The sequence below is a fragment of the Duganella callida genome, assembly GCF_004614165.1.
Taxonomy (GTDB): Bacteria; Pseudomonadota; Gammaproteobacteria; order Burkholderiales; family Burkholderiaceae_D; genus Rugamonas; species Rugamonas callida.
In genome coordinates this window covers 1-25,513 of sequence record NZ_SPVG01000265.1, presented here as the reverse complement: position 1 = coordinate 25,513, position 25,513 = coordinate 1, and the positions used below count along the sequence as shown (strand labels likewise).

General features: G+C 66.6%; 23 protein-coding genes. 12 read left to right on the top strand and 11 right to left on the bottom strand.

Translation table 11 applies throughout. From position 1 onward, the window contains the following. Positions 1-6 precede the first annotated feature (6 nt). Complete coding sequence (locus tag E4L98_RS27905; protein WP_135204805.1) at positions 7-756, top strand: OmpA family protein; 750 nt, start codon at positions 7-9, stop codon at positions 754-756. Here the strand turns inward: E4L98_RS27905 and icmH are convergent, their stop codons facing one another. Next, a complete protein-coding gene (icmH, locus tag E4L98_RS27900) occupies positions 757-1,539 on the bottom strand; it encodes a type IVB secretion system protein IcmH/DotU (RefSeq protein ID WP_135204804.1) in 783 nt (260 codons plus the stop codon). Further along, on the bottom strand, positions 1,536-2,879 hold the full coding sequence (tssK, locus tag E4L98_RS27895; protein WP_135204803.1) for a type VI secretion system baseplate subunit TssK: 1,344 nt from the start codon (positions 2,877-2,879) through the stop codon (positions 1,536-1,538). Before tssK ends, icmH begins: the two co-directional genes overlap by 4 nt. A gap of 173 nt (positions 2,880-3,052) precedes the next feature. Here tssK and E4L98_RS27890 point away from each other — a divergent pair, with 173 nt between their 5' ends. From E4L98_RS27890 to E4L98_RS27850, 9 genes are all read left to right on the top strand, one after another. Further along, positions 3,053-3,637: a tetratricopeptide repeat protein gene (locus E4L98_RS27890; protein ID WP_135204802.1), complete on the top strand. Its 585-nt coding sequence runs from the start codon at positions 3,053-3,055 to the stop codon at positions 3,635-3,637. Positions 3,638-3,646: 9 nt separating this feature from the next. Next, positions 3,647-4,147, top strand: a complete 501-nt coding sequence (gene tssB / locus E4L98_RS27885) for a type VI secretion system contractile sheath small subunit (protein WP_135204801.1) — start codon at positions 3,647-3,649, stop codon at positions 4,145-4,147. 1 nt (position 4,148) lies between these two features. Next, positions 4,149-5,633, top strand: a complete 1,485-nt coding sequence (gene tssC / locus E4L98_RS27880) for a type VI secretion system contractile sheath large subunit (RefSeq protein ID WP_135204800.1) — start codon at positions 4,149-4,151, stop codon at positions 5,631-5,633. Between the two features lie 33 nt (positions 5,634-5,666). Then, entirely contained in the window at positions 5,667-6,158 is a 492-nt protein-coding gene (locus tag E4L98_RS27875; protein WP_135204799.1) for an Hcp family type VI secretion system effector, read from the top strand. A gap of 98 nt (positions 6,159-6,256) precedes the next feature. Then, positions 6,257-6,724 carry a type VI secretion system baseplate subunit TssE gene (gene tssE, locus E4L98_RS27870; RefSeq protein ID WP_135204798.1) on the top strand — a complete coding sequence of 156 codons (468 nt, stop codon included), beginning with the start codon at positions 6,257-6,259 and terminating at the stop codon, positions 6,722-6,724. Next, positions 6,721-9,291 (top strand): type VI secretion system ATPase TssH, encoded by a 2,571-nt coding sequence (gene tssH, locus E4L98_RS27865; protein WP_135204797.1) that lies wholly within the window; start codon positions 6,721-6,723, stop codon positions 9,289-9,291. Before tssE ends, tssH begins: the two co-directional genes overlap by 4 nt. 9 nt (positions 9,292-9,300) lie before the next feature. Further along, the gene (locus tag E4L98_RS27860; RefSeq protein ID WP_135204796.1) at positions 9,301-10,140 is read left to right on the top strand and encodes a type VI secretion system ImpA family N-terminal domain-containing protein; all 840 of its coding nucleotides are present in this window, start codon (positions 9,301-9,303) and stop codon (positions 10,138-10,140) included. Positions 10,141-10,241: 101 nt separating this feature from the next. Further along, positions 10,242-11,999, top strand: a complete 1,758-nt coding sequence (locus E4L98_RS27855) for a methyl-accepting chemotaxis protein (protein WP_135204795.1) — start codon at positions 10,242-10,244, stop codon at positions 11,997-11,999. A gap of 21 nt (positions 12,000-12,020) precedes the next feature. Continuing rightward, positions 12,021-12,647 carry a tRNA-uridine aminocarboxypropyltransferase gene (locus E4L98_RS27850; RefSeq protein WP_135204794.1) on the top strand — a complete coding sequence of 209 codons (627 nt, stop codon included), beginning with the start codon at positions 12,021-12,023 and terminating at the stop codon, positions 12,645-12,647. Here E4L98_RS27850 and E4L98_RS27845 read toward each other — a convergent pair. From E4L98_RS27845 to E4L98_RS27835, 3 genes are read right to left on the bottom strand one after another with little or no spacing between them, the layout of a single operon-like run. Next, on the bottom strand, positions 12,631-15,510 hold the full coding sequence (locus E4L98_RS27845) for an Hsp70 family protein (protein ID WP_135204793.1): 2,880 nt from the start codon (positions 15,508-15,510) through the stop codon (positions 12,631-12,633). The two genes, E4L98_RS27850 and E4L98_RS27845, sit on opposite strands and share 17 nt — an antisense overlap. Then, on the bottom strand, positions 15,507-17,351 hold the full coding sequence (locus E4L98_RS27840; protein WP_135204792.1) for an Hsp70 family protein: 1,845 nt from the start codon (positions 17,349-17,351) through the stop codon (positions 15,507-15,509). Before E4L98_RS27840 ends, E4L98_RS27845 begins: the two co-directional genes overlap by 4 nt. After that, entirely contained in the window at positions 17,348-17,929 is a 582-nt protein-coding gene (locus tag E4L98_RS27835; RefSeq protein WP_135204791.1) for a DUF2760 domain-containing protein, read from the bottom strand. The genes E4L98_RS27840 and E4L98_RS27835 overlap by 4 nt, the downstream gene beginning before the upstream one ends. A gap of 219 nt (positions 17,930-18,148) precedes the next feature. Between E4L98_RS27835 and E4L98_RS27830 the strand changes: the two genes are divergently transcribed. Then, entirely contained in the window at positions 18,149-19,306 is a 1,158-nt protein-coding gene (locus E4L98_RS27830) for a PA0069 family radical SAM protein (RefSeq protein ID WP_135204790.1), read from the top strand. Here E4L98_RS27830 and E4L98_RS27825 read toward each other — a convergent pair. Continuing rightward, a complete protein-coding gene (locus E4L98_RS27825) occupies positions 19,298-19,876 on the bottom strand; it encodes a gamma-glutamylcyclotransferase (protein ID WP_135204789.1) in 579 nt (192 codons plus the stop codon). The genes E4L98_RS27830 and E4L98_RS27825 overlap by 9 nt on opposite strands. A 34-nt stretch (positions 19,877-19,910) precedes the next feature. After that, positions 19,911-20,477 (bottom strand): NAD(P)H-dependent oxidoreductase, encoded by a 567-nt coding sequence (locus E4L98_RS27820; RefSeq protein WP_229257611.1) that lies wholly within the window; start codon positions 20,475-20,477, stop codon positions 19,911-19,913. A gap of 223 nt (positions 20,478-20,700) precedes the next feature. On the opposite strand from E4L98_RS27820, the gene maiA reads away from it, so the two are divergent. Further along, complete coding sequence (maiA, locus tag E4L98_RS27815; protein WP_135204787.1) at positions 20,701-21,345, top strand: maleylacetoacetate isomerase; 645 nt, start codon at positions 20,701-20,703, stop codon at positions 21,343-21,345. Between the two features lie 12 nt (positions 21,346-21,357). Here maiA and E4L98_RS27810 read toward each other — a convergent pair whose 3' ends face one another. The 4 genes from E4L98_RS27810 to E4L98_RS27795 all read right to left on the bottom strand — a co-directional run. Further along, the gene (locus E4L98_RS27810; protein ID WP_135204786.1) at positions 21,358-22,524 is read right to left on the bottom strand and encodes an ABC transporter permease; all 1,167 of its coding nucleotides are present in this window, start codon (positions 22,522-22,524) and stop codon (positions 21,358-21,360) included. Continuing rightward, positions 22,521-23,678 (bottom strand): ABC transporter permease, encoded by a 1,158-nt coding sequence (locus E4L98_RS27805; RefSeq protein ID WP_135204785.1) that lies wholly within the window; start codon positions 23,676-23,678, stop codon positions 22,521-22,523. The genes E4L98_RS27810 and E4L98_RS27805 overlap by 4 nt, the downstream gene beginning before the upstream one ends. Before the next feature lie 2 nt (positions 23,679-23,680). Then, positions 23,681-24,370, bottom strand: coding sequence for an ABC transporter ATP-binding protein (locus tag E4L98_RS27800; RefSeq protein ID WP_135204784.1), 690 nt, complete (start codon positions 24,368-24,370; stop codon positions 23,681-23,683). Next, the coding region (locus E4L98_RS27795) for an efflux RND transporter periplasmic adaptor subunit (protein ID WP_135204783.1) at positions 24,367-25,513 on the bottom strand (1,147 nt) is incomplete at its 5' end. The genes E4L98_RS27795 and E4L98_RS27800, both read right to left, overlap by 4 nt.

Here is a 25,513-nt window from a genome sequence, read left to right as displayed (position 1 = left end):
CCCGCCATGCGCCATCTGTTCTTTTCCCTGATGCTGATCGCCACCGCTGCCGCCGCGCAGGCGCCGGGCCAGATCGTGGTGACCGGCGGCGTCCCCGATGAGGCCAGCAAGGCCGCGCTGCTGGCGCAGCTGCGCGCGCTGTACGGCGCCGGGCGCGTGGTTGACCAGCTGTCCATCGCCCAGGTGTCGCTGCCGCCCAACTGGAATGGCTATGTGCAAAGGCTGATCGGTCCCAACCTGAAGCTGATCAGCAAAGGGGAGCTGAAGATCGACGGCACCAACGTCACCGTGCGCGGCGAAGTGGCCAACGAAGCACAACGGCAGCAGATCGCCAGCGATATCGCCACCAGTCTGAATCCCAGCTACACGGTCAACAACGGCTTGCGCGTGAGCGCCGCCGAGCAGAACCTGCTGGACGCCACGCTGGCCAGGCGCATCATCGAATTTGACAGCGGCAAGGCGACGCTGACGCCGTCCGGCCAGGCGATTCTCGACGAGATGGCGGCGGCGCTACAGAAGGTCAAGGGCAAGAAGGTGGAGGTGATCGGCCACACCGACAATGTCGGCCTGCGCGACAGCAATCTGGCGCTGAGCCAGGCGCGCGCGGAGGCGGTGCGCAGCTACCTGTCGGCCAGGGGCATCAACCAGGAGATGATCACGGTATCGGGCCAGGGGCCGGACCGTCCCGTGGCGGACAACACCAGCGCCGATGGGCGCGCCCGCAACCGGCGCATCGAATTCCGCGTCGCCGACTGATCAGGGCAGGGTGATGGTCACGTAGGCCGGCCGGGGCGCCAGTTTCACCAGGTCGGCGTAGGCCGCCAGCGAGTCCTGCGTGGTGTGCGCCAGCGACGCTTCCAGCGCGACGTACGCGGTCAGGGCGATCGCCGCGAACACGGCGGACACCGCCCACAACGGCGCATTGCTGCGCAATTTGTGGACAATCTGGTCCGGCCGCTCCGCCTGCGGCGCAAAGCCTTTGCTTTTGCCCTGCATGTGGGCGATTTCCTCGCCCAGGCGCGCGGTCAGGTAGGCCAGCTTGTCGCTGGCGTCGAGCGCGTATTTGCCGCGGAAGCCGATCAGCAGGCACATATGAAACACCTGCAGCGCCGGCAGCCGCGCGCCGCCCGCGCTGCGCAGCGCTTCGAGTCGGTCGAAGAAGTGCTCTCCGGCCAACTGGTCGCCGAAGATCACCAACTGCAGCGGGCGCCGCTCCCAGGCGAAGCGCATCGGGAACGGCGAGGCCAGAATGATCTCGTCCAGTGCCGCGCAAAAGGCGTATTTGGCAGCGTCGATATCTTCGCCTTGCGCCCGCAGCTTGCGTGCCTCGCTGTCGAAATCGGCGAGGAACGCGGTGATGTGGTCCAGGAACGCCGCTTCGCCCGGCGGCGTGCTGCCGTTCTTCAGCATGAACAGCAGGTAAAAGCCTTCCTGCAGCAGATCGAGCAGGGTCTGCACGTGGCCGTAGCCGGGCTGGATCTGCTTGCGCTGACCGCCCATCAGCGTCGGAATGGCGCGGCGTTCGACGTGCGGCGTCATGCCGTCACCGCGATCAGGTTGAGGCGCAGGTCCTTGATCCCGGCCGGTACGTAGATCGAAATCGACTGCGCTTTCAGCATCTGCTCATACAGCATACCTTTGCCCTCCAGTGCGAAATAGTAGGTGTCCGGCTGCACCGGAATCGCCGCCGGCACCTGCGGCGCGTGCGTCAACTTCACGCCCGGCATGGCCGATAGCACGCATTTTTCAACGTCGTCCGGGGCGCCGACCTTGACCCGCAGCGGCACCACTTCCACCAGCTCCAGCGCCGGCAGCGCGGCGCCGACGGCCAGATACAGCGTGGTGCGCTGGTCGATCTTGCCCGAATCGAGCTTGCCCAGGTAGTAGCTCGGCTTGTCCTCGGTGAGCGCGATGGCGAAATACCTGGTCGAGATCACGGTGTCGAGCAGGTCGCGGATGATGCCGTCCAGCGTGGAGAAGCAGGGCGCCGGATCGTCGTGCTGATAGCCCGGCAGATCGATCAGCGCGTACTGCTTCGAATAGGTCATCATCGCGCCCGCCAGCGCGAGCAGCGCTTCGAACAGGCGTTCCGGATGCAGGTCCGGATTGCGCACGTAATGCATCAGCGCCGCCGCCGAGGTGCTCACCGTGTGCAGCAGCCAGAACGAAGAAACGTCGCCGGAGCGGAATTCGATCACGTTGCGGCTGGGCTCACGCATATGCCCCTGCAGCGACTGCACCTTGGCCTGCAGCGCATCCAGCAGCCGGTGCAGCGTCGATTGCAGCGCCGGCGCGGCGGCGACCGACAGCGATGGCGGCACGAAGGCGGGATCGGGCTCGAAGCCGCCGGTGACCACGCGCCGCAGCCGTATCAGCGGCACGCATTCGAAGGCGCCCAGCGGCTCCAGGTCGGACATCAGCCGCACCGCGCCATTCAGGAAGGCCACGTCCGTGCCGGCGGCCTGCGTGTACATGTCGGCCGTATCGCGGCTGGACTGGCCGTAACGCGCGGCGGCGGAGGCGTCGCCATGCATTGCCGTGTTGCCGCTCGCGGCCAGCGACGGCAGCGCCGCATGCCAGGTCAGCGTCGGCACGTTGGGCGGAATGCGCGTCAGGTCCACCGCCGCCGGCAGCGGCGCGCTGGCCGGCGCATCGATGATTTCGCCGTCGCGAAAAATCAGCGACAAGGCCTCCAGCCGCAGCTTGCCGGCCTTGAGCGCATCGAAGTCCCAGCGGATCTCGCGCACGCCCCACAGGTAGGGCTGCAGCGCCATCGCCGTGTGATGCAGGCGCGCCTCGTGATAGCGGTCCTGCTGCTGGAAATGCTGCGGGCGCAGGAACAGTCCTTCACCCCACAACACCTTCGCCGGAATGCTCATGCTGTCTCTCCCGTTATCGCCATCCATGCATTAGAGCGAAAGCGGACCCGCCGCTGTTTGCGTCCGCGCAAGCAAAGCGGAAACAGGCAACTGCTTGAGTAAGCGCAATTTCGGCAAAAAGCATTCATGAATAATGGCCATCTTCACGCACGGTTACGCAAAAGGAGAAACCGATGAGCACTGCAAGTACCTGGATGGGCTGCGCCGCCAGCCTGCTGCTGTTGTCCGCCTGCGCCACCGACGGCGCCGTGGTCCGCGCCGACAAACCGGCCGCGTCGCTGGACCGCGCCCTGGCCGACGCCGACGCCGCGCTGTCCACCGGCCAGACCGACAAGGCGCAAGGCATCCTCAAGACCGCCGCCGCCAACTACCCGACCGACAAGACGCCCTGGCTGCATATGGCGCAGATCAAATTCGACCGCGCCAGCTATGGCGAAGCGATCACCAACGCGCTGGAGGCGTTGCAGCGCGACCCCAACGACAAGCTGGGTAACAGCATCGTTGCCGTCAGCGGCCTGCGTCTTTCGACCAAGGCGCTGGCGGATCTGAGCCAGCAGAACAACCTGAATGGCTCGCTGCGCTCGGAAGCCCAGGACCTGGCCAAGCTGCTGCGCACCAGCCTGGGCGAAGACGTGCTGGTGCCGACCACTGCGCGCAAGCCGGTCGCGCCGCCGCCGGCGGCGAAAAAGACCGCCAGCGGCCCGGCACTCAGGAACAATCAGACCAACAACGCCGATCCCTTCGGCGGCCTGAAATAGGGAGGGCGTATGGCGAATAGTGACAGCATTCAGAAGCGTCTCAACAAGGTCCGTGCGCCGCGCGTGCAGATGACGTACGACGTCGAGATCGGCGACGCCATGGAAAACAAGGAGTTGCCGTTCGTGGTGGGCGTGGTCGGCGACTTCGGCGGCAATCCGGACGCGGACAAGAAACGCCTCAAGGACCGCAAGTTCGTCAGCATCGACAGCGACAACTTCGACGAAGTGATGAGCGGCGTCGAACCGGTGGCGCGCTTCCAGGTGCCGAATCATCTGGGCGACAAGGACACCAGCTTCAACGTCGAGCTGCATTTCAGGGGCATGGACGATTTCCGGCCGGAGTCGGTGGTGCGGCAGGTGGAACCGCTGGCCCGGCTGCTGGAAGCGCGCAGCAAGCTGGCCGACCTGCGCAACAAGCTGGCCGGCAACGACAAGCTGGAAGACATTCTCAGCGATGTGCTGAACAACACCGACAAACTGGCCAGCCTGCAGGCGCCCCGGGAGAACTGAGATGTCCGCACAACTGAATCAGCTGCAGCAGACCGCGCCGGCCGCCGGGGGCGCCAGCCTGCTGGACCAGATCGTCGAACAAAGCAAGGTGGCCAAGTCCAGCGCGGAACACGCGCGCGCCCGGGACATCATCTCCGAACTGGTGCGGCAGGTGATGGATGGCGCGGTGGTGGTGTCCAACAACCTGTCGGCCACGCTCGATGCGCGTGTGGCGGAGCTGGACCAATTGATCTCTGGTCAGCTCAGCGCCATCATGCACGCTCCGGCGTTCCAGAAGCTGGAGCAGAGCTGGACCGGCCTGCACTACCTGGTGAAAAACTCGGCCACCGGACAGGGACTGAAAATCCGCATGCTGAATGCCACCAAGCGCGAACTGGTGAAAGACTTCCAGACCGCGCTGGAATTTGACCAGAGTACCATGTTCAAAAAGATCTACGAAGAGGAATTCGGCACTTTTGGCGGCGCGCCGTACGCGGCGCTGCTGGGTGATTTCGAAATTTCGCGCCAGCCCGAGGACATGTACTTCATCGAGCAGATGTCGCACGTGGCGGCGGCCGCGCATGCGCCCTTCATCAGCGCCGCCTCGCCCGAGCTGTTCGGGCTGGAAAGTTACGGCGATCTGGCCAGGCCGCGTGATCTCTCCAAAGTGTTCGACACGGTGGAATACGCCAAGTGGAAGGCATTCCGCGAATCGGAGGATTCGCGCTACGTTGGCCTGACGCTGCCGCGTTTCCTCGGCCGCCTGCCATTCAACCCGGTCGACGGCACGCACGTCGACGGCTTCAATTTTGTCGAGGAGGTGGACGGCACCGACCATCACAAGTACCTGTGGTGCAACGCCGCTTATGCCTTCGGCGCCAAGCTGACGCGCGCCTTCGAGGACTATGGCTGGTGCGCGGCGATCCGTGGCGTCGAGGGCGGCGGCCTGGTGGACGACCTGCCGACGCACACCTTCAAGACCGATGAGGGCGAAGTGGCGCTCAAGTGCCCGACCGAGGTGGCGATCACCGACCGCCGCGAGAAGGAACTGAGCGACCTTGGTTTCATCTCGCTGGTCCATTGCAAGAACACCGCCTATGCCGCCTTCTTCGGCGCGCAGTCGGCGCAGAAGGCGCGCAAGTACAACTCGGAGGCGGCCAACGCCAACGCGGTGCTGTCGTCGCAGCTGCAATACATCTTCGCGGTCTCGCGCATCGCCCATTACATGAAGGCGATGATGCGCGACAAGGTCGGCAGCTTCGCGTCCGCGTCGAATGTCGAGGACTTCCTCAACCGCTGGCTGATGAAGTACGTGCTGCTGGACGATAACGCCAGCCAGGACCAGAAGGCGCAGTTCCCGCTGCGCGAGGCCTCGGTCCAGGTGCACGAGGTGGCGGGGCGGCCGGGCGTGTACCGTGCCGTGTCCTTCCTGCGGCCGCACTTCCAGCTCGATGAATTGTCCGTTTCACTCCGTCTGGTCGCGGAGCTTCCGAAGTCGACCAGCTAATCCCCCCAACGACAACTGAGACAGGAGCTTGCAATGGCAATCGACGTTTATCTGTATATCGACGGCATCAAGGGTGAATCCAATGACGACCGCCACAAGGAATGGATCGAATGCAAATCGGTCAGCTTCGGCGTGGACCAGCCGAAATCCGCCACCGCCTCCACCGGCGGCGGCCACACGGCGGAACGCTGCGAGCATCGCGACATCGTGATCTCCAAGCTGGCCGATCTGTCCTCGCCCATCCTGCTGCAGACCTGCTCGGCGGGCCGCACCATCCCCAAGGCCAAGTTCGAGTTCATGCGCGCGGACGCCCAGGGCGAACGCGTGAAGTACTACGAGATCGAGATCGAGAATGTGCTGATCGGCGCCGTGTCGCCATCGGTGGAGGAGGGCGACATTCTGAGCGAGGAAGTCGCGCTCAAATTCTCCAAGATCAAATGGAAGTACACGCAGCAGAAAATCAGCGGTGGCGCCGGCGGCAACACGTCCGGCGGCTGGGACCTGGCGGCCAACCGCATTGTCTGAGCACTCCCCGGCGCCCGTGCTGACGCGGTAGCCAATATCGGCGCGGCGTGCTTTTCGCCAGGCCATCCCCGGCCTGGCTTCTTTTTCGGGAATATCCCATGAATGGCTTGGCCCCCGGCCTGCTGGACCGTCTGCTCGGCGACGCCCGCATGGAGCGCGGCATGACGCTGGAACAGTACAAGGACAGCGTGGCGCGCGATCTGGAAGATCTGCTCAATACCCGCTGCGCGCTCGCGCCCGAGCTGATGCAGGACTACCCGGAATGCGCACGCTCCATCGCCAACTACGGCCTGATGGACTTCGCCGGCATGTGCATGAACAGCAGCGAGGACCGCGCGCGCATCTGCGCCGCGCTGACGACGGCAATCGAGCGCCATGAACCGCGGCTGCGCAACGTGCAGGCGCGCCTGGAGTATGAGCCGGGATCGATCAACCGCGTCAGCTTCGCGATTATCGCCACGCTGGCCGGCCTGTCTTACCAGGAGTCTGTCAGCTTTGACGCGGTGCTGCAACCGTCATCGCTGCACTATTCAATCAATCGCAGCGCGCGCGGAGGCCGCACATGAATCTGAATCTGAAAACGCTGATCAGCAAGCTGAATGACACCACGCGCCTGGCGGCGACCCGCGCCGCCAGCATCTGCGTCTCGCTGGGGCAGTACGAGGTCGAAATCGAGCACCTGTTCCTGGCGCTGCTGGAACAGCAGCGCTGCGACCTGGTGCTGATCGCCGGCGCCTGCGGCGTGGATACGGCAGCGCTGCAGGCCGACCTGCATCACACCATCAGCCAGCTCAAGACCGGCAGCACGCGCACGCCGGTGTTCTCGCGCCATCTGCCGATGCTGCTGGAGCAGGCGTGGCTGATCGCCTCGCTGGAGCCGGCGCCGATCCGTAGCGCGCATCTGCTGGTCGCGCTGCTGACGCAGCCGGAGCTGGCGCAGTTGGCGCCCGCGCCACTGGCCCGCATTCCGATCGATGAGGTCAAGCATCAACTCGACAAATACACGCGCGGATCGCAGGAGGCGCCGGCAGCCGCCACGCCGCTGGACGCGCCTTCGGCTGCGTCTCTGGCCGAAATCCCGCTGGCCGGCGAAAAGCGCACCCCGGCGCTGGACCAGTACACCACCAGCCTGACGCGCGGCGCGCGCGAAGGCAGGCTCGATCCGGTCATCGGTCGCGAGGCCGAGATCCGCCAGTTGATCGACATCCTGCTGCGCCGCCGCCAGAACAATCCTATCCTGACCGGTGAGGCCGGCGTCGGCAAGACGGCGGTGGTGGAAGGGCTGGCGCTGCGCGTGGCGGCCGGCGAAGTGCCGCCGGTGCTGAAGGACGTCGAAATTCACACGCTGGACATGGGGCTGTTGCAGGCCGGCGCCAGCGTCAAGGGCGAGTTCGAGAACCGGCTGAAAAACGTCATCGACGAGGTCAAGCAAAGTCCGCGTCCTGTCATCCTGTTCATCGACGAAGCGCACACCATGATCGGCGCCGGCGGCGCGGCGGGGCAGAATGACGCCGCCAATCTGCTCAAGCCCGCATTGGCGCGCGGCGAGCTGCGCACCATCGCCGCCACCACCTGGAGCGAATATAAACAGTATTTCGAAAAGGATGCCGCGCTGGCGCGGCGCTTCCAGGTCGTCAAGGTGGAGGAGCCGGCGGAGGACATCGCCGCCGCCATGCTGCGCGCGATGGCGCCGCTGATGGAAAAGCATTTCGGCGTACGCATCCGCGACGAGGCGGTGACGGAGGCGGTGCGGCTGTCGCACCGCTACATCAGCGGCCGCCAGCTGCCCGACAAGGCTGTCGGCGTGCTGGACACGGCCTGCGCCCGCGTCGCGCTGGCGCAGAGCGGCATGCCGGCGCTGATCGAAGACGCCGCCAGACGCATGGAACGCATCGACGCCGAAATCACCGCGCTGCGTCGCGAGGGGACGGAGGACCCGCGCCTGCGGCAGCTGGAGGCCGCCCACGCCACGCTGAAGGACGAGCATGCACAGCACCGGACGCGCTGGCAGCGGGAGCAGTCGCTGGTGGCCGCGATCCTCCGCGAACGCCGGCAGGGCAACGATATCGCCACGCTGAAGTCCGAGCTGAAAGCCCTGCAGGCGGAGACCTGCATGGTGCCGCTGGAGGTCGACGGCGCCACGGTGGCCGCCATCGTCTCCGGCTGGACCGGCATCCCGCTCGGCAAAATGGTCAGGGACGAGATCCAGACCGTGCTCAAGCTGCAGGATACGCTGCAGGCCCGCATCCTCGGCCAATCGCACGCCATCGCCGCGGTGGCGCAGCGGGTGCGCACGGCGCGCGCCAATCTCGATGATCCCGACAAGCCGAAAGGGGTGTTCCTGTTCGTCGGCCCGTCCGGTGTCGGCAAGACCGAAACCGCGCTGGCGCTGGCCGATCTGCTGTACGGCGGCGAGCGCAAACTCATCACCATCAACATGAGCGAGTATCAGGAAGCGCACAGCGTCTCCGGTCTCAAAGGCTCGCCGCCCGGCTACGTCGGCTATGGCCAGGGCGGCGTGCTGACGGAAGCGGTGCGGCGCAATCCCTACAGCGTGGTGCTGCTCGACGAAATCGAGAAAGCCCACCCGGACGTCACCGAGCTGTTCTTCCAGGTGTTCGACAAGGGCGTGATGGACGATGCCGAAGGCCGTGAGATCGACTTTCGCAACACCATCATCATCGCCACCGCCAACGCCGGTTCGGCCACCATCATGCAGGCGTGCCTGAACCAGGAGACGCCGCCCGGCCCGGAGCAACTGGAGCAGCTGCTGCGTCCCCAACTGGCGAAGCATTTCAAACCGGCCTTCCTGGGCCGGATGAAGGTGGTGCCGTACTATCCGATCGCCGACGCGGTGCTGGCGCAGATTATCGTGCTGAAACTCGGCCGCATCGCCCGGCGCATCCGCGAACATCACCACGCGGAGTTCAGCTACGATCAGTCGCTGGTGGATGCGGTGCTGGAGCGCTGCACCGAAGTCGATTCCGGCGCGCGCAACGTCGACCACATCCTCAACGGCACGCTGCTGCCGGAAATTGCGGAGGCGGTGCTGGCCAGGATGGCGCAGGAGGAACCGATCACCCGCATCAAGGCTGGCATTAGCAAGGGCCAGTTCAAGTACACCATCAAATAGGAGGCGCTCATGTTCAATGTGGAACGGCTGCTGCAACCGGTCGGCGGCGAAGACCTGTCGTTCAGCGGCGAAGTGGATGCGATCGCCCAGGCGCGCCAGTACGACGATCCCGCGCTCGACCAGGGCGCTTGGGAAGCCGCGCTGAAGGAAGCCGACTGGCCATTCGTCGCCAGCCGCTGCGCCGACCTGATCGCCACGCGCAGCAAGGATCTGCGGCTGGGCGTCTGGCTGGCGGAGGCGCTGGCGAAAACCTCCGGCCTGCGTGGCCTCGGCGATGGCTTCGCGGTGCTGGCGGGATTGTGCGATCGGCACTGGCGCGATCTGTATCCGCCAGCGGACGACGGCGACTTCGACCAGCGCACCGGCAACCTGCACTGGCTGTTGACGCGCACTCCCGCGCTGGTGCGCGAGTGCGCCGCGCCGTCGCTGGAGGACGCCGAATACTGCTGCGCCGGACTGCAGGCGCTGGAGCGCGTGGTAGATATGCAACTGGGTGCCAGCGGTCCGGGCTTCGGCGCCGCGCGCGATGCGCTGCAGTCGCTGATCCGCAGTCTGGCCCCGCAGAGCGCCCTGGCGCCGCCGCCGGCGTCCGGCGACATGCCGGTGGTCGCGGCGGCCATGCTGTCCGGCGTGGCGCTGCAGACCCGCGCCCAGGCCTTGCAGCAGCTGCGCCTGGTGGCCGACTTCTTCCGGCGTACCGAGCCGCACAGCCCCGTGACCTATCTGGCCGAACGCGCCGCCAGCTGGGGCGACATGCCCCTGCACGTGTGGCTGCGCGCGGTGATCAAGGATCCAGCCGCGATCGCCGGCGTGGAAGAACTTTTGGGAACGTTTTCAGCACGGGAGTGATGTTGCGTCGCAGCGCCGAATATTTCTTTTGGACCTATAGTGTGAGGAAAAATAATGCTAGGATGACCTGGACCATCGGATTATTTGCCAGGGAGTCAGCAATGAATAACCTCAGGATCGGTACCCGTCTCGGCATCGGCTTCGCGCTTATCTTGTTACTGTTGGTGGCAATGACCGTGATCGGCATCTTGCGGCTGAGCAGTGCCAGCGCACTCACGGACGAGATGATCAACGTGCGCATCCGCGACGAACGCCTGATTGCCGAATGGGGCAAGATCATCGAGGTGAATGCCGCACGTACCTCCGGCGCGTGGATGGTGCGTAATCCCGACGACCAGAAAAAACTGGAAGCGCTGATGGCGGAATCGTCGTCGCGCGCCACGCAGATCCAGGACCAGATCAACGCCAACATCGACGATCCTGAACTCAAGCCGCTGTTCAAGCAGGTGCTCGAAACGCGCAAGGTGTACACCGACTTCCGCAAGAACGTCTTCACCGCGAAGAATGCGGGCGAGCTTGAAACGGCGGGCAGGATTTACGAAGGCGACATGACACCGGCGCGGGTGCGCTACCTGGCCGCGCTCAAGAATTTCGCTGACAAGCAGGCGGCCTTGCTCGACGAATCGGCGACCCATATACAACAGCAGTATCAAAGCGGACGCACGCTGCTGATCATGCTGGGGGTGGCGGCCATCGTGCTGGGCGTGGTGGCGGCGTGGTGGATCACGCGCACGATCACGCGGCCGATCAATGAAGCGGTGAAGGTGGCGGAGACGGTATCGTCCGGCGATCTGACCAGCGATATTCAGGTCCACAGCAACGACGAAACCGGACAGTTGATGCATGCGCTGAAGACGATGAACAGCAATCTGGTGAACATCGTCGGCCAGGTGCGTACCGGGACGGATCTGATCGCGACCGCGTCCACCGAGATCGCGGCCGGCAACCAGGATCTGTCCTCGCGCACCGAGGAGCAGGCCAGCTCGCTGGAAGAGACGGCGTCCTCGATGGAGGAACTGACCTCCACCGTGCGCTTCAATGCGGAAAACGCGCGGCAGGCGAACGCGCTGGCGATCAGCGCTTCCGAAATCGCCAGCCGTGGCGGTTCGGTGGTGGGCGAGGTGGTGCACACCATGGGTTCGATCACCGATTCGTCGCGCAAGATTGCCGATATCATTTCGGTCATCGATGGCATCGCGTTCCAGACCAATATCCTCGCGCTGAACGCGGCGGTGGAGGCGGCGCGCGCCGGTGAGCAGGGACGCGGTTTTGCGGTGGTGGCATCGGAAGTGCGCAACCTGGCGCAGCGTTCCGCCTCGGCCGCCAAGGACATCAAGAGCCTGATCGACGACTCGGTACAAAAGGTGCAGGCCGGTTCCGACCTGGTGGACAGGGCCGGGCAGACCATGCACGAGATTGTCGACAGCATCCAGCGCGTCACGCAGATCATGAACCAGATCAGTCACGCCAGCGAGGAGCAGAGCCAGGGCATCGCCCAGGTCAACGACGCGATCACGCAGATGGACCAGGTGACGCAGCAGAACGCCGCGCTGGTGGAGCAGGCGGCTGCGGCGGCGGAATCGATGCAGGAGCAATCGGCCAAGCTGGCGGATGTGGTCAGCGTGTTCAAGCTGGATGCCGCATATGCGACGCCGGCCCTGCCGCGTGCGGCGACGCGGACTACGGCGCTGGCGCGCACCGCGACAGGCGCTGCAACCGCCGTCCCGGCGCCGGCCAAGATCGCGGCATCGGCCCGCGGCGCCGCAGCGGTCAGCGGGTCGTCCGGCGCTGGCGAGTCCATGCCGCCACGGCGCAAGCCGGTTTCCGCCGCGAGCCAGGACGATTGGGAGGAGTTCTGAGCCACGGTACAATGGCGGCCTATGAACACCGCCAGTCCCACCACTCCCGCGCGGCGCGCGCTGTGCGCTGCCTGTCTGCGTCCGCAGCAAACCTGCATCTGCCGCTGGGCGGCGGCGCTGCCGAATCAGGTCGAGGTGCTGATCCTGCAGCATCCGATGGAAGTCGCCAATGCCAAGGGCAGCGCGCGTCTGCTGCATCTGAGCCTGGAGAACAGCCTGCTCGAAGTGGGGGAGACCTTCGATGCGCAGCGCCTGCAAGCCTTGCTGTCGCCGGAGCGGCGCAGCGTGCTGCTGTATCCGGATACGGAAGACGCCTCGCTGGGCCTGGCCAGGCCGCAGCCGTTTGATCCCATCTGGCTGGAAGAACCTCTGCGGCTGGTGGTGCTGGACGGGACTTGGCGCAAGAGCCGCAAGATGCTGTATCTGAATCCCCTGCTGCAAGCACTGCCGCGCCTGCCGCTGCGCGATACGCCGCCATCGCATTACCTGATACGCAAGGCGCACCTGCCGGATCAGCTATCCACGCTGGAAGCAACGGCCCATGCGCTGGCGCAGCTGGAAAACGATATAAATAAATACCAGCCTCTGGTCGCCGCGTTCGACGGCTTCGTCGCCCAGCAGGCCGGTTACGTCAGGCGATCAGTTTGAGGCCGGGCGGCAGCGCGTCGCCCAGCATGCGTTTTTCGTCGGCCTGGTCGAGTTGCACCACTTCGCTGACCATGGTGCTCCAGCTGGCCGGGGCGCCGACAGCCTTCAGCCGCCGCAGCACTTCCACTCGCACGCTGTCGCCGATGTCGCGCGAGCGGTCGCCAGTCATGCGCGCCAGATGGGAGGCGGCGAAGCCTGCCGGCTCCACTTTTTTCCAGTCCAGCGACAGCACAACTTGCAGCCACTGTTCGACGATGGCGGTGTCGACCACATCGTGCGCGCTGCCGTGGAACGGCTGGCGTGCGCCGACGCGGCTCAGGCCCCAGAGGAAGCGCCCTTGCGCCGCCTCGGCCCGGGCCAGATCGGCGGCGCCGCTGCGGGTCTTGTTGGCGGCGGCCTTGGTCGCGGACCGCGTGGACTGCTGCAGCTGATCCAGCATCCAGGCGCCGATTTCGGCCTTGTAGTTGCCGGGGATGCGCTCCAGCGATGCGCCCAGGCGCAGCATGTCCTCCTCGCTGCCGTTGACCAGTGTGACGGGACGGCGTCCGCGCTCCGCCGCATCGGCCTGCACGTTGAAGGCGAAATCGTCCAGCACGCGCAACTGCGCATCGACACTCAGCCCGCCAGAGACGCGGCGCCACATGGTCCACCATTCGGCGCAGACCTGGCTGTCCTTGTGGTGCTGGATGCCGGTGTCGAACAAGGCCCACAGCTGCTCGATGCGCCATTCGTCCAGCGCATGGCCGAAGCCGGGGCGCAGGCAGTAGCCGCTCAGGTTCAGCCACGCGCGCTCGTGTTCCGACGAGCGGCGGCGGCCCTTGGCGCGTTCCATCAAGGCGTCGAACAGGCGGCGCAATACCGGCGTCGGCCAGCTTTCGCGGCTGCCCAGCAGATGTTCGAGCTGGCCGCGCAGCTGTTTCACTTCCTTGACATCGACCTGCTGCGCGCGGTTGCCGAAGATGCGCTCGATCTTTTCGGTGGCGGCCGCCAGCCCGGCGGGCAGCGGCGCTTCATCTTCATCTCCGGTCTGCGCTGCCGGTTCGCCGCGCAGCTGGAATTCGAGCAGCCAGCGTTGCTGGTCGTCCCTGGCGACGCAGTGGACTTCCAGCGTACCCACTTCGCTGAGCGAGGTCGCCAACTGGACCGGGATTTCCCTGCGCGCGTCAGCCGCGCTGCTGTCGCGCAGGACGGTGGCGATGGGCGGCAGCGCCTCGTACTCGCCCGGCTGCAGCTGCACCACGTCGCCGGCTTGCGCCGCGTCGGCGGTGGACGAGGCAAGGTGGAAGCGTACCGGCCGCCCCAGGCGCAGGGCGAAGCTGCGGTCGGTCAGCAGCAGTTCCCGGTTCTCCGCGCTGCCGCGCGGCAGCAGGCAGACGGCGCGGCGCGGCTGGTCGGGATGGCCGCCGGCGTCCAGTAGCAGGAAGTAGCTGCGCGCCGAGCCGCCGCCGATCACCGGCGCCTGTCCCGACTGCCCTAGCGCATAGGCGACGCCGCCGCGTGCGACGGCGACGTCCGGATTATCGTTGTGCAGGACGCGCAGCGGTTGCTGGCGCCAGCCGGCCAGCGTGGCTTCGAGGCGGCGGGCCAGTGCGTCGGCGCGGAACACGCCGCCGTTGAGCAGCAGGGTGTCGGGCACCGGCACTTCGGTACTGCCGGCCGGCAGGCCGAGCGCTGCGCGCGCGGCGGCCGCGTGCTGGCGCAGGAAGTCCGCCAGATGGCGCGTGATCGCCGCATCGCTGGCGTAGGGCAGGCCGAATTCGACGATGGCGCCGCGTCCGCGCCGGGCGGCTTCGCGCGCTTCGTTGAGCGGGAAGAAGCCGTCCACCACCAGCGCGGCCACTTCGTCGCGCGTCAGCTCGGCCGAGCGTGAACTGCCGATCAGTTTCGAGCCCGAGCCCAGCAGCGTGACCGTGGTGCGCTCGGGCGCGTCGGCCGCCAGCAGCAGCTCCTTGGCGGCGCGGCAGCGCTCGGCCAACTGCGACAGCCGGCTGGCGGACAGCTTCGCCTGCGGCGCTGCCGATGGCGAGGACGCGGCAGCGGCCATGCGCGCCTCCACCACGTGCGCCAGCGCCAGGTCCATATTGTCGCCGCCAAGTATCAGGTGATTGCCGACGCCGATGCGGCTGATGGCCGGCTGGCCGCCAGCGTCGTCGGCGGCCGACACCTGCATCAGGCTGAAATCCGTGGTGCCGCCGCCGACGTCGCAGACCAGCACGAGCCGCGTCTGCGCCAGTTCTTCCGCCAGCGAGGCGCGCTGGCGGAACAGCCAGTCGTAGAAGGCGGCCTGCGGTTCTTCCAGCAGGCGCAGGTCGGGCAGGCCCGCCATGCGGGCGGCTTCCAGCGTCAGCGCACGCGCGCCTTCGTCGAAGGAGGCGGGAATGGTTAAAACGATATATTGCGTTTCCAGCGGATGCAGCGGAAAGCGCGTATTCCAGGCGTGACGCAAATGGGCCAGATAAGAAGCGCTGGCGGCGACCGGCGACACCTTGGCCACCTCCGCCTCCGCGCCCCATGGCAGGATGGGCGCCGTGCGGTCCACCTGCGGATGCGACAGCCAGCTCTTGGCGCTGGCCACCAGCCGTCCCGGCACCTGAGCTCCGAGGGTGCGCGCCAGGCGGCCAACCACCACCTGCGGCAGACCGGCGATATCGCGCTGCCGCCAAGGCAGTTGCAGATCGCCATCGGCCAGCTCGCCCGGTGCCGGGTGGTAGCGCAAGGACGGCAGCAATGCCGCCGCACCGATTTCACCGGGCGCCGTCAGCTGGTCGATCTCGAACAGCCGGATCTGCGCGCTGCCGGCTTCCGCATAGGCCATCACCGTGTTGGTGGTGCCCAGGTCGATGCTGACGGCGTATTTGCTCATGCGCTGCGGACGTCGAACTCCACCTTCCAGCGCTGGCCGTCGCTGGCCACCGCGGCCAGTTCCAGCGTGCCGGATTCGGTCGCCAGCGCATGCAGACGCACCTGCACCACGTCGCCGGCCTGACGGCCTTCCGGCGACAGGTTGGCCTGGATCTCGTTCATCTCGATCAGCTCATCCGGCCCCCAGAAGTCCAGCAGGTCGCCGATCTGGTCCTGGCGGCGCACCGAGGAACCGAAGAAGCGGAACTGCACCGGCTCGCCCACCACCAGGCCGAATTCCTGGTTCGGCAGTTCGATCTCGCTGCCTTCCTCCATGCCGAACGGCGCCACGCACAGCGCCTGGATCGGCGGCTCCATGCCGGGAATCGCCGGCATCGCCGATTCGATCGCCACGTAGTACGAACGTGCCGTGCCGCCGCGGATGCGCACACCGCTGCCGCGCCGCACGTAGCCGTAGTAGGCGGCGCCGCGCGCCACCGCCAGATCGAGATCGGCGCCGCCCAGCATGCGCGCCGGCTCCGCGCCTTCCATGTACAGCCAGTCGTTGATCGTGCCCATCACGCGCTGCGCCAGCAGCTCGGACTTGAACACGCCGCCGTTGAACAGCACCGCGGTCGGATGCAGGAAGGTGGCGTCGGGGTTCTGTTTGCCGGCGTAGCCTTCCAGTTCCGCCGTCGCGCCGACCTGGCGCGCCAGGAATGCGGCCAGGTGGCGGGTGACGCCGGCATCCTGCGCGTACGGCAGGCCAAGCTGGGTCAGGCCGGCGCGGGTGCGCACGGCCGGCCGCGCCGACGCTTCCACCTGCGGGAAGAAGCCGTCGAGGATGAAGGTGCTGACTTCCTCGCGCGTCAGTTCGGTGCGGATCGAACCGCCGATCAGTTTCGAGCCGCGGCTGGGCACCACGATGGGCCAGGTGGCGACGGTGGCGTCGGCCAGCAGCTTTTCCTTGGCGGTGCGGCAGCCGTAAGTCAGTGCGCGCATCTGCCAGGCGTCGAGCTGGGTGCCGTTGGCGGCCAGCTTGCGCGCCACCAGGTGGGCCAGCGCCAGGTCCATGTTATCGCCGCCCAGCAGGATGTGGTCGCCGACGGCGATGCGGTGCGGTTCCAGCACGCCGTCGCGTTCCAGCACGGCGATCAGCGAAAAGTCGCTGGTGCCGCCACCCACGTCCACCACCAGGATGACGTCGCCCGGCCTGACTTCCTTGCGCCAGCGGCCTTCGCTGCCCTGGATCCAGCTGTACAGCGCGGCCTGCGGTTCTTCCAGCAGCGTCAGATTGGTGTAGCCGGCGGCGCGTGCCGCGTCGGCGGTCAGTTCGCGCGCGCCCGGGTCGAAGGAAGCCGGAATCGTGACCGTGACCGCCTGCTCGGCGAACGGCGCTTCCGGGTGCGCCTGCTCCCATGCCTTGCGCAGATGGTTCAGATAGCGCGTGGACGCATCCAGCGGCGAGACGCGCGTGACTTCTTCCGGCGCGTCGCTCGGCAGCAGCGCGCTGCGGCGGTCCACGCCCGGATGGCTCAACCAGCTCTTGGCGCTGGAGACCAGGCGGATCGGCGTGGTGGCGCCGCGGCTGCGCGCCATCTCGCCGGCCACGCCGGTCTGTTCTTCGGCGCTCTGCTGCCATGGCAGATTGTTCTCGCCCGGCGCCAGTTCATCGGCGTGCGGCAGGTACAGGAAGGACGGCAGCAGGGGCAGATCTTCGATGGTGCCCGGCGCGGTCAGCTGCGGAATCGGCAGCACGCCGTGCTGGGTTTTTTCGCCGTCGCTGACCTGCAGGTTCACATACGACAGCGCGCTGTGCGTGGTGCCCAGGTCGATGCCGATGGCGTAACGTGGATCGCTCACAGTTCCACCTCCGCCGGCGCCAGGATGGCGGCGTCGTGCGCTTCCGCCAGTTTTGGCAGGCGCACGTCGGTCGAGCGCCAGCCGCGGTGGCTCAACGTGCCGCGGAACGGCGCCTTGCCGACCACGTTGCCGGTCAGGCGCACGGCGCCGGCGTCGAAGCCTTCGGGCAGTTCGATGCGGCTGCCTTCCGCTTCGCTGCGGACCGGCTGGATGGTGAAGTGCTCCTTCAGCACCTTGGCGCAGCCTTCATGCACCACGCGCGCGGCGGCGCCGATGTCGGCGTCCGAATAGGCGCTGAGGTTTTCCTGGGTAAAGTCGATCAGGCGGGCTTCGCGCTGGAGCAGCGACAGCAGTTGCAAGGCGGCGTCCGGCGTGGCGACGCGCAGGGTGACCGGGGCCGGTGCCGGAGCAGGGGCCGGAGCCGGCGGTGCGACCGGCGCGGCCGCGGGCTGGGGCGCCTCATCGATGCGGCTCAGGCGCGCGGCATACTCGGCGTCCGACAGGGCGCGGAAAAAGGCGCCGATCGCGATCGATATCCGGCTGAAAAAAGACGGCAAAGGTTGGCTCGAATTGTTCATGTTCTTCTCTTGGTGAGTTCGCCCGGACGCCGCGCTGGGCAGGCGTCGTGGCCGTGTGTGGTTGGGGGCGCGCAAGGCGCGGAGGTGGTCCATCCCCCGGAACCCCGCATGATACCAGCTTGACCCGCGCGCCCCCAAGATCGCCACCATATTTCGCTTGAAATGCCGGCACGGAGCGCCTAGAATACTGTTCATATATACAGTATTTTGGATCGCGCCATGTCCTACGATGAAAACAATCAAGAGCAGGTGATGCTGCCGCCGCCTTCGCTGAAGGCGCAAAAGGGGCGTGGCGCGGTCTCGAATATCCAGGGGCGCTACGAGGTCGACACGCGCGAGGACTATGATGACGGCTGGGAGCGCGAAGAGGAGGAAGCGCGCCCGCTGAAGACCCAGGTCACCGAGGAAATCTGCCGCTCCATCCTGAGCCGCAACGCTTCGCCCGACCTGCCGTTCAGCGTCTCGCTCAATCCCTATCGCGGCTGCGAGCACGGCTGCATCTACTGTTTCGCGCGTCCCACGCACAGCTATCTGGGCCTGTCACCGGGCATGGATTTCGAGAGCAAGATTTTCGCCAAGGTCAATGCGCCCGAGATGCTGCGCAAGGAACTGGCCAAGCCCGGCTATGTGCCCGAATCCATCGCGCTTGGCGTCAACACTGACGCCTACCAGCCCTGCGAACGCGATCTGCGGCTGACGCGGCGGGTGCTGGAAGTGCTGCAGGAATGCCAGCATCCGGTCGGGCTGATCACCAAGAATGCACTGATCGAGCGCGATATCGACATCCTGGCGCCGATGGCGGCCAAGCGCCAGGCTGGCGTCGCCATCACGCTGACCACGCTGGACGCGTCGATCGCGCGTACGCTTGAGCCGCGCGCCACCACGCCGGCGCGCCGCCTGCGCACCATCCGCACCCTGACCGACGCCGGCATCCCGGTGGCGGTCAGCATCGCGCCCATCATTCCCTTCATCACCGAGCCCGACATCGAGCGCATCATGGAGGCGGTGAAGGAGGCCGGCGCGGTGAGCGCGCACTACACGGTGCTGCGCCTGCCGTGGGAGGTGGCGCCGTTGTTCAAGGAATGGCTGCAGGCGCATTTCCCGGAGCGCGCCCAGCGCGTGATGAACCGCGTGCGCGAAATGCGCGGCGGCAAAGACTACGACAGCGACTTCGCCACCCGCATGAAGGGCGAGGGCGTGTGGGCGGAACTGATACGCCAGCGCGTGAAGATCGCCGCCGAACGGTTGGGCCTGGCCGGGCACGGCAGCCGCTTCCACGCGATGGACGCCTCGCAGTTCACGCGTCCGCTGGTGGTGCCGCCGCTGGGCGCGCTCGCCAGGGCAGCGGCCGACGCGGGGCAGATGGACTTATTCTGACGGAGGTGGCGCCAGCGCAGCCAGATGACGTTCGATATCAAACACGTGCTGATCGTGCCGGCCCAGTGCGCGCAGGGCGGTCGCCAGGTGGTTGAGATAGTCGCTGTTGGGACCGCTGGGGCCGACCGAGCGGGCGATGTGCGCGGCAATCTCCTGCTCGGACGCTTCGCCGAGAAAGGCGGTGTTGTCCGGCGTTGCAATATAGACCAGGCCTTCGACCACGTCGCCATCGTCGAAGGTAATGGGAATGGCCAGCCGCAGGTAGCCGTTCTTTTCGCGATGGTCCAGGTGGGCGAAGACTTCCGGCGTGATCAGGTAGGCCATGCCATGGCAGATCGCGCCGGTTTCCTTGATGATGGTGACCACGCGGCCCGGCGCCTCCGGCGTGCCGCGATGATCGTGCGAGCCTTGCCAGAAGCGCCGCGTCCAGCCGGCGATGCTGGCGGGGCGTCGCTCCAGATAGGGAAAGTCCGCCTTGTAGATCAGGGAGCCGTAGCCGAACAGCCAGACACTGTGGTGGCCGTCAAATTGGTCCATCATCTGGTTGATGGCAATGGTGTTCGCAGTCATGATGGCCCATTATAAGCCAGCGTTAGCGCTAACATCAGGCGGTGCCATCGGACCCCAGAACGTTGGGCAGATCGCCAAGGTTGCGCACCACATCCACGCGGTGGACGCCCATGAAGCGGAAGGCGGCCGTCAGCTGTTTTTCGTGGTTCAGGTGCAGCTCGTCGAGCGGGCGGTCGCCGAGGATGTCGCAACCCGAGGTGATCAGCACGACACGCGGATCGCTGGGGCGCGCGCTGGCCGACGCGGTGCGCAATTCCAGCAGCCGGTCCATCCACGCTTTCAGGGTCGAGGGCACGGAGAAGTTGTGCAAGGGGGCGCCAATGACGGCCACGTCGGCTTCGTCGAATTCCTGCAACAGCGAGGCGCTCTGCAACGCCTCCGCCCGCAATTCGGCATTCATCGGGATCTCTTCGTCCCAGCGTTTGCTGATGACTTGCAGCAGCGGACCGCTGGCGTGGGACAAGGGAGAGGCCGCCAGGTCGCGGTGGTGGACGGTCGCCGCCGGGGTGACCGCCAAAAGCGCCGCAATGGCTGCGGCGGTAGCTTGCCTCGAGGTGGAATTGTCACCCAAGGCGCAGGAGTCGATATGCAGAATGTTCATGAATAAAGAATACAAAACTGAAACCGGTTCCACAATGTACGCGAGGCAATTACGCTTTTCTAAATTGAAATAATTTGTAAGTTGACGGTACTGTCAATCATCTTTTCCTTGATTTACATGGCTTGCCGACTCGGCAACGGGCCGGTTTTGGCTTATGGAAACGTCTATATGGCGCAACACTTACTGCTAAGATTATAGAAACCAACTAACTCTTAGAGACATCATGAAGCTCTACACCTATTTCCGCAGCTCCGCCGCCTACCGCGTGCGCATCGCGCTGAATTTGAAGCGCATCGCTTACCAGGCCGAGCCGGTGCACCTGCTGCGCAACGGCGGCGAACAGCTGAGCGACGCTTATCGGGCCGTCAACCCGGCCATGCTGGTGCCGACGCTGGACGACCAGGGCCAGGTGATCAGCCAGTCGCTGGCCATCATCGAATACCTGGAGGAGACTCATCCGGAGACGCCGCTGCTGCCGGCGGATCCCGCCGGCCGCGCCCGCGTGCGCGCGCTAGCGCTGACCGTGGCGGCCGATACCCATCCGCTGGGTAATCTACGCGTGCTCAAGCATCTGAAAGGGGAGATGGGGGTGTCGGAGGAAGCCAAGCTGGGCTGGCAGCAATACTGGCTGCGCACCGGGCTGACCGCGCTGGAGGCGCTGCTGGCGCAGGACCCGCGCACCGGCCGCTACTGCCATGGCGACACCCCCACCATCGCCGACTGCTGCCTGGTGCCGCAGGTGTTCGGCGCGCAGCGTTTCGGTGTCGATATGGCGCCTTATCCGACCGTGATGCGCATCCACGCGGCGTGCGGCGAGCTGCCGGCCTTCCAGCAGGCCCATCCCGCGCAGCAGCCGGACGCGGAATAGCGTCTCCCGGCCTCAGACGGCGCGCAAGGCATCGATGATGGGCAGTCGCGCCGCGCGCAGCGCCGGCAACAGGCCGCCGGTCACGCCCATGATCAGCGAGAACAGCAGCGTCTCCAGCACGATGGCCGGCGTCAGGCGGAAGCCGAACGCCAGCTCCGCGAACGACTGGAAGTTGGTGGTCGAGAAGGAAATGAACTGCATCAGCGATGCGCCCGCCAATCCCAGCGCGCCGCCGGCCACGGCCAGCAGCATGGATTCGGCCAGAAATGCCGCCAGAATGCTGCGCCGGCGGAAGCCCAGCGCGCGCAGGGTGCCGATTTCGCCGACGCGGTTGGCGACCGAGGCATACATGGTGATGGTGGCGCCTATCATGGCACCGATCGAGAACACCACCGACAGCACCAGCCCCAGCACGCTGATGAAGGTGGACAGGGCCTTGGACTGATCGGCGTAGAACGTCTGCTCGCGCTTGACGTCCAGGGTGAGGCGCGGATCGGTTTCGATGTCCTGGCGCAGGCGGTCGAAGCGGGCGCCGTCGGCCAGCCGCAGCACCATGGCCGAATACACATTGCGGCGGAAGGCCGGCATCAGCTGGTCGGCATCGCCCCAGATTTCCGAATCGAAGCCGCTGTTGCCGGCGTCGAACAGGCCGACCACGGTCCACTCGCGCTGGCCGAAGTGCAGCGTTTCGCCGATGCCGGCGCCGGCGAAACGGCGCGCGATGCTGGCGCCGGCGATCACCTCGGCGGCGCCGGGCCGGAACATCCGGCCCGCCGTCAGCCGCACCTGCGGCCGCAGCGCAAAGCCGAGCGGCCCGATGCCGCGGATGATGACGTTGGACGGCTTGTCCGAGCCGCGCTTGTTCAGCGCAATCAGCACCACGGTTTCCTTCGACCACAGCGGCTGGCCGTCGGCGCCCAGCGCGATGGCGGCGTGGCTGGCGACCACCGCGGCCTGCGCCCGGTCGATACCGCTTTGGACCTCGGTCTCGGCCGAGCGGCGCACCACCACCACGTTGTCGTACTCGCCGGTCGTGACCAGGGTGGTGCGCAAGCCCTCGTCCAGCATCATCACGGTGGCGAACACGAACACCACCAGCGCCAGGCCGGCGCCGGTCAGCGCGGTGGTCAGGCGCCGTGCCCACAGGTTGCGCGCCACGTAGGACAGCGGGATCTTCATCCTATGCTCCGCAGGCCGTCGACGATGTTGACGCGCGCCGCGCGCACGCTGGGCGCGATGGCCGCCACCACGCCGATCGCCAGCGCCGCCAGCACCTGGCCGGCCACGGTCAGGCCCGATACCGCGAACACCGGGAACATGGTGCCCATCACCTTGCCCAGCAGGGCGGCAAACGGGAACAGCAGGGCGATGCCGAGCAGGGCGCCAAGCGTAGCCAGCAGCAGCGATTCGCCGAAGATCAGCCGCGCCAGGAAGCCGGGACGGAAGCCCAGCGCCTTCAGCGTCGCGTATTCGGCCAGACGCTCACGCGCGCTCATAGCCATGGTGTTGGCCATCACCGCCGCGATGATCAGGATCACCACGAACGACACCAGCCGGATCGCCGCCACGATGGCTTCCGACATCGACACGAAGCCCAGGTGGAAGGCTTTTTCGGTTTCGGTCAGGGTCTCGGCCAGCGAATTGCTGAATTCGCTGTCGATGGCTTGCGAGACGGCGGCGGCGTTGTCGGGCTGGTCGATGCGCACCACGTACACGCCCACCTGGTTGGCGCGCCGCGGCGCCAGCCGCTTGACCGTTTCGTTGACGTAGTCCCAGTGGAAGAACAGGGTGGCGGTATTGGTGCTGCTCTGTTTGCCGTCGAAGATGCCGCGCACCGTCAGTTCCCAGGTGCCGGGGTAGATCGTGCCTTTCAGCGGGATCACGTCGCCAACCCGGAAGCCGTACTGGTCGGCCAGCTTGCGGCCGACGATGCAGCCCTGGCGGTCGCGCAGGAAGGCGGCGCGCTCGTCGGCCGTCAGCAGCAGGTCGGGGTAGATGTCGAGATAGCTGGCGCCCGAGATCGCGAACTGGGCAAAAAAATTCTTCGGGTCCTTGTACACGCCCTGGAACCAGTTGGCATAGCCGACCCCGGTCACGCCCGGCACGGCGCGGATGCGGGTGGCGTAGGACAGCGGCAGCGGAAACACCAGCGAGGTCTTGTTGCGCGTTACCAGCGTGGTGTTGGAGGCGCCCTCGGCGCCCGCGTACCAGGCGTCCACCACCGTCTGCAGCAGGCCGAAGGAAAAGATCGCCACCACCAGGCCGAGGATGGTCAGCAGCGTGCGCAGCGGGTGGCGCAGGGCGTTGCGGACGATCAACTGCAGGCTGTACATGATCAGGCCGCCTGTCCGGCGATCAGCTCGCCTTTTTCCAGGTGGATGATGGTGCGCGCCTGCGCCGCCGCCAGCGCATCGTGGGTGACCATGATGATGGTTTTGCCCAGCTGCTGGTTCAGCTGTTGCAGCAGCCCCAGCACTTCACCGGCGGAGACGCGGTCGAGGTCGCCGGTCGGTTCGTCGGCCACGATCAGCGTCGGGTCGGTGACGATGGCGCGGGCGATGGCCACGCGCTGCTGCTGGCCGCCCGACAGTTCGCTGGGCGTGTGGTCCATGCGGTCGGCCAGGTTGACCATGGCCAGGGTCAGTTCCACGCGCTCGCGCCGCTGGCGCCGCGACAGCGAGGTCAACAGCAGCGGCAGTTCGACGTTTTCAAACGCCGACAGCACCGGCATCAGGTTGTAGAACTGGAAGATGAAGCCGATGTTGGCGGCGCGCCAGTGCGCCAGCGCGGTTTCGTTGAGGTGGGCGATATCGACGCCGGCCACGCGCAGCACGCCGTGGTCCGGCTTGTCGATGCCGGCGATCAGGTTGAGCAGGGTGCTCTTGCCCGAGCCGGACGGTCCCATCAGCGCGGTGAAGTCGCCGGACGCGATGGTCAGGCTGATGTCGCGCAGCACTTCCACCACCTGGCCGCCGCGCCGGTAGGACTTGGCCAGGTGTTCGATCTGGACCAGCGGCGCGCTCATTTGCTTGCCGGCGCCACGGCGCGGCCGTCCTGCAGACCGGGGTCCGGCGCCAGCACCACGCGTTCGCCCGGCGCCACGCCGGCGATCTCGCGCAGCTCGCCGATCTTGCGGCCGGTCGTGACGGCCGTCAGCCGCGCGTGCGCGTCGCGCACCACGAACACATGGGATTTGCCGTCGCGGCTGACGATCGCGGCCGGCTGCACGGCCGTGACCGGTTGCCGGTCTGCCGCCGGCACCGTCTGCGACAGGAACGCCACCTTGGCGCTCATGTCGGGCAGCACGCGCGCGTCGCGCTCCAGGAAGCGCACCTTGACCAGCAGCGTGGCCTTGCTGCGGTCCACCGTCGGCACCATGCGCGAGACGCTGCCGGCCAGGCGCAGGCCGGGGAAGGCGTCGAGCTGGATTTCGGTCGGCTGGTCGACGCGGATCTTGGCCAGGCTGGCCTCGGAGACGTCGGCCTCGACTTCCAGCGTGGCCATGTCGGCGATGGTGACCACCGCGCCCTTGCTGTCGGCGGCCGACGAGAATGGCGTGATGTTGTCGCCGACGTTGGCGTTCTTGGTCAGGATTACGCCGTCGAACGGCGCGCGGATCACGGTCTGGTCCAGCGCCACCTGCGCCGCCTGGGCATTGGCGCGGGCGGCGGCGATGGCGGCGTGATAACCGGCGATGCTGGCGCGCGCCTTGTTCAGGCGCGCCTGCGCGGCATCGTAGGCGGCGGCGGTGATGAATTTCTGGTCCAGCAGGTCGGCCGTGCGGCGGAACCCGGCCTCGGCGTCGATCAGCTCGGCCTGGCCCTGCGCCAGATTGGCTTGCGCGACCTGCACGTTGGCCTGCGCCTGGCCCAGCGCGGCGGCGACGTCGCGGCTCTCCAGCCACGCGACGATGTCGTCTTTCTTGACGGCCGAGCCTTCCAGCACGCCCAGCCATTCCAGCCGGCCGGTGGCCTTGGACGACAGCGCGGCCTTGCGCTGCGCCACCACGTAGCCGGTGGCGTTGAGCAGGGTGTAGTTGAGCGAAGGATAGGCTTGCACCACCGTCACCGTCTCGACGCTGGCGCGGCCACCAGCGCGGCCCAGCAACACGGCCGCGATCACGGCCAGGATGGCGGCGCCGAGCGCCACGCGGCGCCAGCGGCCGCGC